The sequence below is a fragment of the Thermaerobacter composti genome (assembly GCF_033582035.1).
Taxonomy (GTDB): Bacteria; Bacillota; Sulfobacillia; order Thermaerobacterales; family Thermaerobacteraceae; genus Thermaerobacter; species Thermaerobacter composti.
In genome coordinates, this window is sequence record NZ_CP132508.1 from 536,921 (window position 1) to 549,079 (window position 12,159).

Sequence of the window (12,159 nt, forward strand, 5' to 3'; positions counted from 1 at the left end):
GGTCGGCGAGGCGCCAGCCCCCACGGCGCCCGCGGTGGGCCGGGGGGCGGACGCCGCGGTGGGCCTGTGGCCGGGATGATCTGCCCGCGCCCGCCCGGGGTGGGTCCGGCGGGCGCCTTGGGCCGGCTTGGGTCGGCGCAGCGGCCGTCCTGGGCCGGCGCGCCGGGATGGAGCGAGGGGGGAGGAGCATGCCGGAGGCGATGCCTGCCGTCGCCGAGGCGACCCGCGAGGTGCAGTGGAACGTCCCCCACGGCTTCGTGTGGGTCATGTACATCAGCATGGCCGTGGCCCTGGCGATCATGGGCTACGGGGTCTGGCAGCGGGTGCGCACGTGGCTGGCGGGCAAGCCGGAGGTGCGGTGGGATCGCCCCGGTCAGCGCCTGCGTCGGGTCCTGGTCCACGCCCTGGGCCAGGGGCGCCTGCTCAAGGAGCGGCTGCCGGGCATCGCCCACGCCTTGCTGTTCTTCGCCTTCATCGTGCTGTTCATCGGCACCCTGGTGGTGTTCGTCCACCACGACCTGGGCATCCCCATCCTGCGGGGCCGGTTCTACCTCTACTTCCACAGCCTGACCCTGGACGTCTTCGGCGCCCTGGCCACGGTGGCCCTGGCGGTGTTCTTCTGGCGGCGGTACGTGATGCGGCCGGGGCAGCTCGAGAAGGGCAAGCGGGCCGACTTCCTGCTGCTCTTCGGGCTTCTGGTCATCATGGTGACCGGGTTCGTCCTCGAGGGGATCCGGCTGGTGGTGACGGCCGATCCCTGGGCGCTCTGGTCGCCCTTCGGCTACCTGACCGGCCTCGCCCTGGCGGCGGTGCTGCCGTCGGAGGGCGCCCTGCGGGCGGTCCACGCGGGCACGTGGCTGCTGCACATGTTGACCTGGCATGCGTGGATGGCCGCCCTGCCCTACAGCAAGGCCTTCCACCTGGTGACGGGGCCGCTGAACGTCTTCTTCAGCAACCTGGACGCCAAGGCCGAGCCCAAGCCCATGGACCTGGAGGACGAGAGCGCCAGCCTGGGCGCCCGCACGGCGCTGGACCTGACCTGGAAGCAGCTCCTCGACCTCGACGCCTGCACCGAGTGCGGCCGCTGCGAGGCGGCCTGCCCCGCCTTCGCCGAGGGCAAGCCCCTCTCGCCCAAGCGGGTGATCCTGGACCTGCGGGACCACGTGCGGGCCTATCGGGATGAGCTCTTGCGGGCCAAGGCGGCCCAACTGGCCGGCGACCAGGAGACCTATGACAGCATCGTCCAGCACCTGCCCATCCTGGCGGGCGGCGTGATCCGGGAGGAGACGCTGTGGGCCTGCACCACCTGCCGCGCCTGCGAGGAGGCGTGCCCGGTCTTCATCGAGCACGTGCCGACGATCCTGGAGATGCGCCGCTACCTGGCCATGGAGCGGGCGGAGATGCCCGAGACCCTGGCCAGCGCCATGGAGAGCCTGGAGACGCGCCAGCACCCCTACCGCGGCGCCACCGCCGACCGCACCGACTGGTACAAGGACCTGCCGGTGCGCACCATGGCCGAGGTGGAGGACCCCGAGGCGATCGAGTACCTGTACTGGGTCGGCTGCGCCGGGGCCTTCGACGAGCGGGCGCAGAAGGTGGCCCGCGCGCTGGCCCGGGTGATGGCCAAGGCGGGCATCCGGTTCGCCGTGCTGGGGCCGGAGGAGCAGTGCACCGGCGACCCGGCCCGGCGCAGCGGCAACGAGTACCACTACGAGATGCTGGCCCGCGCCAACGTGGAGACCCTGAACGGCTACAAGGTGCGGCGCATCGTCACCCACTGCCCCCACTGCCTGCAGCAGCTCAAGCACGAGTACAAGCGCTTCGGCGGCCACTACGAGGTCATCCACCACAGCGAGCTGGTCTTCCGGCTGATGGAGGAGGGCAAGCTGGAGCTGGCCCGCGAGCTCTACCGGTCGCTGCGGGTGACCTACCACGACCCGTGCTATCTGGGTCGCTACAACGACGTCTACGACGCCCCCCGCGGCGTGCTGGACGGCCTGGGCACCCGGCGGGTCGAGATGGCCCGCTCCCGCGAGCGCAGCTTCTGCTGCGGGGCGGGCGGCGCCCACATGTGGTTCGAGGACAAGCAGGGCGGCAAGATCAACCGCAACCGGGCGGAGGAGGCCGTGGGCACCGGCGCCGACATGGTGGTGACCGGCTGCCCCTTCTGCCTGGCGATGATGGAGGCGGGCATCAAGGGCGTCCCCGGCGCGGAGGAACGCGGCGTCAAGGTGCGCGATTTCGTGGAGCTGGTGGACGAGGCGCTGGCGGACCCGGTGGGGACGGGTCCGGCCGGCGCCTCCCAGGACGAGGGCCGGGCTTGAGCGAGCCGGCGATCCGGCGGTCGCGCCGGAGGAGCGCAGACCGCCGGTCGAGGTGAAGGACGCGACCCGGGGCGGATCGGCACCGGGGAAGCGAGACGGGCCCCCGGCGGGGAGTCGCGGAGAGCCGGGGGCGGGGGAGGGGAGTACCGTGGCGGATACCGTGGCAGGGCAGGCGGGCGCTCCACGGGAGGCCGGGGCGGCGTCGTTCCCGTGGCTGCGCTTCTACCCCGAGGGCGTCCGGGCGCACCTGGACTACCCCGACATGCCCTTGTACGGCCTGCTGGAACGGGCGGCGCGGGAGCGGCCCGAGCATCCCGCCGTCGTCTTCTTCAACCGCACGTTGACCTACGCCCAGCTCAACCACGCCGCCGACCGCTTCGCCCGCGCCCTGGTGCGCCTGGGCCTCCGGCGCGGGGACCGGGTGGCCCTGATGCTGCCCAACTGCCCGCAGTTCGTCATCGCCTACTATGGGATCCTCAAGGCCGGCGGCGTGGTCGTCAACCACAATCCGCTCTACACCGCGCGGGAGCTGGAGTTCCAGCTCAACGACTCCGGCTGCCGGCTGCTGATCGCCCTGGACATGACCTATCCCACCGTCCGGGATGCGCGGCCGCGGACGCCGCTGGAGGCGGTGATCCTGACGCGCATCAACGAGTACATGCCCGGGCTGCTGCGCCTGCTCTATCCGCTCAAGGCCCGGCGCGACGGGACCTGGCCGACCATCGCCCCCGGCGACCGCGTGCTCTGGTTCCAGGACCTCCTGGCCGGCCGGGGCGGCGAACCCGCCGCGCGGTCGACGGCGGAGGGCGGGGCCAGCCGGGACGCGGGGGAGCCGCGGATCCCGGTACCGGTCGATGCCGACGACGTGGCGCTGCTGCAGTACACCGGCGGCACCACCGGCCGGCCGAAGGCGGCGATGCTCACCCACCGCAACCTGCTGGCCAACGCCCTGCAGACCGCCGAGTGGGTGCTGCAAGGCAAGGTCGACGAGGGGCCGCGGCACCGGATCATGGGCGTCATCCCCTTCTTCCACGTCTACGGCATGACCACGGTGATGAACCTGGCCATCGCCATCCACGGCACGATGATCCTGCTGCCACGCTTCAACGTCGACGACGTCCTCAAGGCCGTCGCCCGCTACAAGCCCACCATGTTCCCCGGCGTGCCGACCATGTACGTGGCGATCCTCAACCATCCCAGGCTGCGCCAGTACGACTTCTCGTCCATCGAGTCGTGCGTCAGCGGGGCGGCGCCGCTCCCCCTGGAGGTGCAGGAGCGCTTCGAGCGGCTGACGGGCGGGTCGCTGGTGGAGGGCTACGGCCTGACCGAGGCCTCGCCCGTCACCCACGTCAACCCCACCGGCGAGGGCAAGCGCAACGGCACCATCGGCATCCCCCTGCCGGACACCGAGGCGCGCATCGTCGACATCGAGACGGGCACCCGGGTCCTGGGGCCCGGCGAGGAGGGGGAGCTGATCATCCGCGGGCCCCAGGTGATGAAGGGCTACTGGAACCGGCCGGAGGAGACCGAGCGCGCCCTGCGGGACGGCTGGCTCTACACCGGCGACATCGCCGTGATGGACGAGGACGGCTTCTTCCGGATCGTGGACCGGAAGAAGGAGATGATCATCACCGGCGGCTACAACGTCTACCCGCGCGAGGTGGAGGAGGTCCTCTACCAGCACCCCAAGGTGCTGGAGGCGGCGGTGGTCGGGGTCCCCGACCCGTACCGCGGCGAGATGGTCAAGGCCTTCGTCGTGCTCAAGCCGGGGGAGACGGCGACCGAGGAGGAGATCATCGCCTTCTGCCGGGAGCGGCTGGCGAAGTACAAGGTGCCGCGGGCGGTGGAGTTCCGCAGCGAGCTGCCCAAGAGCCTGATCGGAAAGGTGCTGCGGCGCGTGCTGGCGGAGGAGGAACGCCGGCGGGCAGCCGGAGGCGGCGCGGCGGGCGCGTCGGGGGCGTCGGCGCCGGCGGCGCCGGTCCCCGAGGGCACGGGCGTGCAGGAGGGATCGGACGAAGCCGGCCGTGGCGCATGAGGTGTCCGCCGCCGGGCCGTGCTATCATGGGCGGCGACGGGCGCAGCGCCGTCGAGGCGCAACCGCGGGAGGGGCCGGCGCGGCCGGCCCCTCCCGCGCAGGTGGGGTGAGGTCCATGGACGGCCGCGAGGCGCGGGATGGGACGCAGCCGCCGGCCAACCGGAGCGGAAGCCCGCCGCCGCCTCGCCAGGGGGAGACCGCGGCGGCCGAGGGCGAAGCCCGGGCCGCCGCCTCCGCGGAGGCGGCGCCGGCAAGCGGGCGCCCGGGGTCGGTGGCCGGCACCCGCCCGCTGGAGCCCGCTTCCTCCGCGACGGGGCCCTCCACGGGTCCGGTCCCCGGGGCGCCGCCACGGCCGCCGCGCGGCACCAGGCCGGCCAGCGCCGGCTCATCACGGACGGCAACGGCGGAGGAGGCGGCGTCCTCCAGCGGCTGCCCCGAGTCCGCGGCGGGCACCCGCCCGCTGGAACCGGCACGGGGATCCGGCACGGCGGCGGATGAGCATCGCCCAGCCGAAGGGGCCAGTTCGCGCCCGGCGGAACCGGGGCGTCGGTCCGGCATGGCGCCGGACGAGCATGGCGCAGCCCAAGGGGCTGATTCGCGCCCGGTGGAATCGGTCGGTGGGTCCGGCACGGCGGGGCGCTCTGGAGGCTCGGCCCCTGCGGCCGCGGCGACGGCGGCGCCCGACGCCGCGGCCGCGGGCGACGGGCCCGTGCCGTACCCATGGCGCCCCCGCGTTGCCGCGGAGCAGGCGGCCCCTCCCGCCGGCGGCCCCGGCCCGGCGCCGGCCGGAGCCCGTGCCGAAACCGCCCCGACGGGCCATGCCGACCCGGCCGCCGAGGTCATGCCGCCGGCCCGCCCCGCCCGGGAGTCCCGGGTCGAGATGACCGAGCTGGTCCTTCCCAACGACGCGAATCCCCTGGGGAACATCCTGGGCGGCAAGGTCATGCACCTGATGGACATCGCGGGTGCCCTGGCGGCGGCCCGGCACTCGCGCCGGGTCTGCGTCACGGCGTCGGTGGACAGCATCGACTTCCTGCACCCGATCCGCGTGGGTGAGGCGATCCAGGTAGTGGCCCAGGTGACCGACGCCGGCCGCACCTCCATGGAGGTGCAGGTCGACGTCTACAGCGAGAACCTGCGCACGGGGCAGCGCCGCCACACGGCCACGGCCTTCTTCACCTTCGTCGCGCTGGACGAGCGGGGCCAGCCGACGCCGGTCCCCGCCGTCATCGCCGAGACGCCCGAGGAGCGACGCAGGCAGGCCGAGGCGCGACGGCGCCGCCAGGCGCGGCTGGCGCGGGTCGGCCGGCTGGTCGAAGAGCAGGCGGAGCCCGCCCAGGGGCCCGGCCGGACGGCGGACGTTCCCGCCCGCCGTCCGGCGAGCGGCCCGGTGGGAGACGGCGAGGCGGCCGGCGGCGGAGACCGGCCCTGACGGGCCCGGTGCCGGACCGGCGGCCGGGGGAGGCCGCCGGTCCGGCGGGGGCTCCCGCCCGCGGATGCGGCGGGGCTCGCGGCCGCCGGTCCGGCGGGGGCCCCCATCGCTGATCCGGCGGCGCATGGGGCGGATCCCGATCGTCCGTCCGGCGGGGCTCGCGACTGCTGATCCGGCGCGAGCCCCGAGCGCTGGCGCGGCGGGGTGGTGCCGCGGCAGCGGGCGATGCGGGTCGCCCGGCGGACGGCCCTGCGCCGTGCAGCCTGCCGGTGGGCCCCGGAGGTGGGGCGGGGAGGCGAACCGAACCGTGGAGCCGGAGATCCGGCCCCTGGAGTCCCACGACGAGCTGTCGCAGGCCGAGGCTCTCGAGCGGGTGGTCTGGGGCGGTCCGCCCATCGTCCCGGCGGCCACCATGCGAGCCGCGCTCGAGGTGGGCGGCTGCGTCATGGGGGCGTGGCTGGACGGCGAGCTGGTCGGCTTCTGCTTCGGCTTCCCCGGCTGGCGTCGGCGGCAGCCGGTTCCTCCCGGTCTGGACGAACCCGCCCCCGACCCGCCCCTCGGTCCTGCGCCGCCCGTCCCGACGCCGCCCGGGCCGGGGGAGGGCACGCCGGCCCGGCCGGCGTCAGCTGACCCCGCGAAGGGCGAGGAGCGGGAGCCCGTCTTCCACTCGGATCTACTGGCCGTGCGACCCGATCTCCGGGACCGGGGGATCGGCCGGCGGCTGAAGCTGGCCCAGCGCCAGTGGGCCCTGGCGCAGGGGATCCACCTCATCACCTGGACCTACGACCCGTTGCAGGCGCGCAACGGCTACCTGAACCTCACCCGCCTGGGCGGCGTCGTCCGCCGGTACGTGCGGGAGTTCTACGGCACGCTGGACGACGAGCTGAACCGGGGGCTGCCGGCCGATCGGGCGGTGGTCGAGTGGTACCTCCGGAGTCCACGGGTGAGCCGCCGCGCCGCGGCCGCCGGCGTGGTCGAGGCGGGCAGGAGGGGCGTCGAGCCGGCCCCACGAGGGGCGGGAGGGGCGGAAGAACGCGGCCGCGGCGGCGAGGCTGCTCCCGATCAGGGGGCGCGCCCGGCTGCCGAGGCACGCCCAGGGGCCGACGCCGAGGTGCCGGTGCTCAACCGGCTCCGGGATGCCGACGGCATCCCGGAGCCGGTGGGCTGGCGGCCGCCCCAGGGCGAGCCCGCGGTGGGGGTTCGCATCCCGGCCCAGTTCGCCGCGTGGCGCCAGGGCCGACCCCACTGGGGCCTGGCCTGGCGCTACCACCTGCGGGAGGTGCTGGAGGCCTGCCTGGCCGCGGGCTACCTGATGGACCGGTGCATCCCGCCGACGGGTCTGGGGGGCGGATCCGCGGGGCCGACCGCCTTGTACGTCCTGACCCGGCGGGCGAGCCCGTGAGGCCCGTCGTCCCTCGCCGCCCACCTGTCCCCCGGTGCCGGGGTCGGTCTCCAGGTGATGGCACGCCGAAGGCCCGCGTGGTCCCTCGCCGCCCGCCTCTCCCCCCGGTGCCGGCTCACCCTTCCCCTTGGCCCGGCGAGGCCCCCGTCATGGTCGGCGGCGCCGGCACGGCCACGACGCGGCCGCGGGCGCAGAGGACGCCGTTCGCGTAGAGCTCGCTCTCCACCACCGCCTTGCGCGCACCGAGCTCCACCACCCGCCCCCGCACCACCAGCTCCGGCCCCAGGGGCGTCGGTCGCAGGTAGTCCACCTGGAGCGAAGCGGTGACGCAGCGTGGCACGGGTTCCGGGTCCCCCAGGCGATGGCCGTCCCGGTGGTACAGGGCTAGGGATGCCGTCGCCATGCTGTGGCAGTCGATCAACGAGGCGATCAGGCCGCCGTAGACGTATCCCGGTACCGCCATGTGCTCGGGACGGGGGCGGAAGCGGGTCACCGTCCCCTCGCCGTCCCAGTGGGTCTTGAGGCCGAGGCCGGCCGGGTTGTGACGGCCGCAGCCGTAACACCAGGCGAAATCGTCGGCGTACCGGTCCTGGACGGCGATCGCTCCCGCCGGCGGCCGGCCCTCCCCAGCCGCCGGCGGGTGCTGGGCGCCTCGATCCGCGGTCACCTTCTCGACCCCCCTCGTGGGTTATAGTCCAAGCAGGTTTGGACCCCAGTTTTCGCCAAGTTTCGTCAGGGCCGGAGGAGGTCCATCCCCTCCTCGCCGTGCGACGGCCTTAGGCAGACCGACCCCTCCGGCACCTGGCGAATCCGCTGCTCAACGGTCGCTAGGGCGTCGTGCCGCGAGCACCGATTCCACGAGGGCACCGTGGGTGGCGGAGGTCGTCCCCCGCAGGAGGTGGCATCATGCTGCGCGTCGGAATCGACCAAGCCAGCCAACACCACGATGTCTGCCTGGCTCCCGAGGGGCAGGCCCCATCCTACCTCCGGGTCCCCAACGATGCCGACGGGCTTGAAGAGTTGCTTACGGCCATCCGGCGCCTGGAACCGAACCCCGCGCAGGTGCACGTCGCCATCGAAGGCTCGGGACAGGGGCTTTTCGTGGCCGCGCTCCTCGCCGCAGGCTTTCGGGTCTATCCCGTCAATCCCAAGGCGGTGGATCGCTACCGGGACCGCCTCTCCCCGGCCGGCAGCAAGGACGACCGCCGGGATGCCCTGGTCCTGGCCGAGATCCTCCGCACCGATCGCCATCGCCTTCAACCCCTGCGGCTGGAGAGCGACATCCTGCGCCAGCTCCGGGTGGCCTACAGCCACCACCAGACCCTGGTGGAAGAACGCACGCGGCTTCTGAATCAGCTCACCGCCTGCCTGCGTGCTTACTACCCGCGGGCCCTCGAGCTGTTTGCAGACTTGGGCCGGCCCGTGGCCTGGACCTTCTTGCGCGCCTTCCCGACCCCGGCGCACTTCGCCCGCGCCCGCCGGTCCCGGATCGAGAAGCTGTTGCGCCAGCACCGCTACCCTGGCGTCGCCGCCAAGACGGCCGAACTGCTCGAGCTCGCGCGCAAGCCCCAGCTCCCGGCCGATCCGGCCACCGTGGCCCTGTGGGCACGCCGCATGCTCTTTCTGGTGGATCAGCTCGAAGCCGTCTGCCGCGAGCTCGAGGCCTGTCATGAGCAGCTGGAGACCCTGGTGCAGGCGCACCCGGACGGCGATTTGTTTCGCTCCATGAAAGGCATCGGCACGGTGCTGGCTGCCGGCATGATCACCGTCTTCGGGGAGGACCGCCAGGCGGTCCCCAGCGTCCGCCCGATCCAATGTCGGTCGGGGACAGCCCCCGTGACCGTTCGCAGTGGCAAGACCGTCCGAGTCCGTTTCCGCCACGCTTGCAACAAACAAGCCCGGAATACGCTGCAGCTACTGGCGCAGCAGCTCGTCCTGCACCATGCCTGGGCCCGGGAGATTTATCAGACCCACCGCAACCGAGGGCGTCACCATCATGAAGCCTTGCGCATCGTGGCCCACCACGCCCTTCGGGTCCTGTTTGCGATGTGGCGAAATCGTCAGCCCTACGACCCCACCCGGTTCGAGGCGGCGCGTCGTCAGCGGCAACAGCCCAAGGCCGCGTAGCGCCCACGGGCACGTTCCTCAGCAGCCGCTTTGTCAAAGATCACATCCCTGACTACGGCGACTTGACCCTAGGGCGTCTGCCCATGCGGGCGCTCCGGCGTGTACCGACCCGCGACCCGATGCCGACCTGCCGACACCCGGTTCAGCGAATGCGACGCCGACATGCCGACACGCGACGCGCGACCCGCCGCCGACCTGCCGCCAGCCGCGGCGCCGGCGAGCGCTTCCCCAATCCGCTGCCCGCTGCGGTTCGAGGGTCGGGACCGTCGCCCGCCGGGTTCTGGGCGGCGGCACCGGCGCCCCTCACCACCGTCGCTGTTCGGGAACGCCGCCCCTCGCTCCTCGCACAGCCCGCGCCGTGCACCGCACCGCCCCGCGGTCCGTGGCGGACCGCTCGCCGCCCGGCGGGCCCTCCCATGCCGCCCGCGTGCTGTTGCGGGGTTCGGCCTCGCGACCGCCCGATCCTGTCCCGGTGGCCCACCCGGTTCCCGAGGGCGCATCCGGCGCCCAACCCGCCCCGGCCGGGCAGCCCCGTCCCCGTCCGACCGGGCGAGGGACGCCCGGCGCCCGATTGGCAACCCCGTCGCGCCCGACGAGGGACCCCCGCCCTCCGCCTGGCGGCCAACCGCGTCCCGCGCGCGGAGGCACGTGGCAGCCCGAGTCGCGACCGCGTCCCGCGCCGGGTGGGAGGCCCGAGCCCGGATCGCAACCCCGTCCCGCCCCTGCGGGCCACCGTATCGCTCGCCTTCGACGAGCCACTCCCGGCCGGCGACCGGCCGAGAACCCGACCCCACCGCGACGCAAGCCCCCGCCCCGCGCCGGACGGCCGACCCCGTTGCGCGCCCGACCCGCGACCCCCATGCCGCCGCGGCCGGGTGGCGCCGGACGCCACCCCCGCCGGGCGCCCCTCCTGCCTCCGTTGGACGGCCCCCGTCCCGCGCCGGATGATCGCCCCCCGCGGCGGGTTCCAGCCGCCCCCGCGGCTGGTTCTGGCCGGCCCCCGCAGCGGGTTCCAGCCGCCGACCAGGCCTCGACGGCGGCCCGGCTTCGCGTCGGCCCTGCCTTCGGCCCCCGTCTCGTCCACCCAGCCCCCCTGCGCGCGCACCCCCGTCCAGCCCGCCCGTCCCGGCCCCGCCGCGTCCGCCGTCCTGCACACCCGCCCATGGCCGCGGCATATCGTGGGGTAGTCGTCACGGCCGGGACGTCAGGATTCCTGACACGGTCCCGTGCCACGATCCCGGTCCATGGAGTCTCTCGACGGGGGGTCCGAGGCATGAGGGGAATCGACCGAGGCGGGGCGGTGGCGGCGGCCGCCGGCGCCTGGGAGAACGAAGCGGCGCCCGGTCCGGTGCAGGGGCCGGTGCCCGGACCGACCAGCCGGCGCACGGCCCGCCGGGCCGGCGGCGCGGGCCGCGTTCTTCCCGCGCTGGTGGCCATCCTGATGGCCGCCCTGGTGCTGGCGGCCTGCGGGAGCGCAGGCGGACCCGGTGGCGGGACCGCGCCGGGTGCGGCGACGGGCGGGTCGGGCGGGGGTGCGGCCGGCGGGTCGGGCGGCGCCGCCGGGGACTGCAGCCGGCGACCGGGCCTCGCCGGGGTGCCGCCCCTGCCCCAGGAGGTCACGGTCAAGATCGCGGAAGACGGCGCCCCCTCGGGAGCGGGCTTCTACATCGCCACCGAGAAGGGCTACTTCCGTGACCTGTGCATCAAGCCGGAGTTCGTCACCTTCGAGTCGAGCGCGTACATGCTGCCGGCCCTGGCCGCCGACCAGGTCCAGGTGGCCGGGGGGGTGCTCAGCGTCGGGCTCTGGAACGCCATCCAGAGCGGGCTCGACCTGCGTCTCGTCGCCACCAAGGGCGAGAACATCCCGGGACGCTCGTACTTCAACCTGACGGTGGCCGCCGACAAGGCCGATGCGATCAAGGACTACAAGGACCTCAAGGGCAAGCGCATCGCCATCACGGCGGAGGCCTCCCTGGACGAGCAGTTCGTCGACCTCGCCCTCCGGCACGCGGGCCTCAGCCGCGACGACGTGGAGTACGTGATCATCAAGTCCTTCGGCGACATGAACGCCGCCCTGGCCAACGGGGCCGTCGACCTGGCGATGCACATCGAGCCCTTGATCACCCAGGCGGAGGCCCAGGGCATCCTCAAGCGCTTCGGCGACGCCGCCCGGGACTACGCCCCCGGCTTCCAGATCGCCGAGGTGCTGGCGAGCCCGCGCTTCGTGGCCGACAAGGAGCTCTCCCAGCGCTTCATGCTGGCCTACGTGAAGGCCCTGCGGGACTACAACGACGCCTTCGTGCAGCGGGACGAGGCGAAGATGGCCGAGATCATCCCGATCATGACCAAGTACACCGCGCTCAAGGACCCCGAGCTCTGGAAGAAGGTGTACGTCCCGGGGTTGAATCCCGATGGACGGCTCAACGTGGAGAGCCTCAAGGCGCAGCTCGATTGGTACCGCGAGCGGGGCTACTTCACGGGCGAGATCGATCTGGACGCGGTGGTCGACCAGTCGCTGGTGGAGTACGCGGTGCGGGTCCTCGGTCCCTATAAGCCGGGGAAGTAGGGCGCACGGCTGGCGCCGGGTGCCGGGTGAAGCTTGGGGGCGGTCGCAGGCGACTGGGGGTGTCCGGGTCCCACTCCCGCGGCCCGGCGGCCGCTCCCGTTCCCGTCGGCGATCCCCGCCCACCCCGCCGTCGTCGGCGTCGCCGCCGTCCGGTCCACGCTGCGACGGCGCCGGATCGGGGGCCTCGGCCGTCGGCGGGAGGGGGATGGCCCCCGGGGGGTTGCGGTCGCCGGCGCGCACCCGGCCCCGCGGCGACCGAGCGCTGCGGACCAG

At 74.0% G+C, this 12,159-nt stretch carries 7 protein-coding genes; 6 read left to right on the forward strand and 1 reads right to left on the reverse strand.

Features of this window, described 5'->3' with window-relative positions; translation table 11 throughout:
* Positions 1–188: 188 nt before the first annotated feature.
* The 4 genes from Q5761_RS02210 (at position 189) to Q5761_RS02225 (ending at position 7,193) form a co-directional block, all read left to right on the forward strand.
* On the forward strand, positions 189–2,324 hold the full coding sequence (locus Q5761_RS02210) for a (Fe-S)-binding protein (protein ID WP_318751020.1): 2,136 nt from the start codon (positions 189–191) through the stop codon (positions 2,322–2,324).
* Between the two features lie 262 nt (positions 2,325–2,586).
* Complete coding sequence (locus Q5761_RS02215) at positions 2,587–4,359, forward strand: long-chain-fatty-acid--CoA ligase (RefSeq protein ID WP_413084587.1); 1,773 nt, start codon at positions 2,587–2,589, stop codon at positions 4,357–4,359.
* An 880-nt stretch (positions 4,360–5,239) separates the two neighbouring features.
* Complete coding sequence (locus Q5761_RS02220) at positions 5,240–5,791, forward strand: acyl-CoA thioesterase (protein WP_318751022.1); 552 nt, start codon at positions 5,240–5,242, stop codon at positions 5,789–5,791.
* Positions 5,792–6,098: 307 nt separating this feature from the next.
* Positions 6,099–7,193, forward strand: coding sequence for a GNAT family N-acetyltransferase (locus tag Q5761_RS02225; protein ID WP_318751023.1), 1,095 nt, complete (start codon positions 6,099–6,101; stop codon positions 7,191–7,193).
* Positions 7,194–7,308: 115 nt separating this feature from the next.
* Here the strand turns inward: Q5761_RS02225 and Q5761_RS02230 are convergent, their stop codons facing one another.
* On the reverse strand, positions 7,309–7,860 hold the full coding sequence (locus Q5761_RS02230; protein ID WP_318751024.1) for a PaaI family thioesterase: 552 nt from the start codon (positions 7,858–7,860) through the stop codon (positions 7,309–7,311).
* Between the two features lie 239 nt (positions 7,861–8,099).
* On the opposite strand from Q5761_RS02230, the gene Q5761_RS02235 reads away from it, so the two are divergent.
* Together Q5761_RS02235 and Q5761_RS02240 are read left to right on the forward strand one after the other, a co-directional pair.
* Positions 8,100–9,320 carry an IS110 family transposase gene (locus Q5761_RS02235; RefSeq protein WP_318750444.1) on the forward strand — a complete coding sequence of 407 codons (1,221 nt, stop codon included), beginning with the start codon at positions 8,100–8,102 and terminating at the stop codon, positions 9,318–9,320.
* A 1,273-nt stretch (positions 9,321–10,593) separates the two neighbouring features.
* Positions 10,594–11,886 (forward strand): ABC transporter substrate-binding protein, encoded by a 1,293-nt coding sequence (locus tag Q5761_RS02240; RefSeq protein ID WP_318751025.1) that lies wholly within the window; start codon positions 10,594–10,596, stop codon positions 11,884–11,886.
* Positions 11,887–12,159 lie beyond the last annotated feature (273 nt).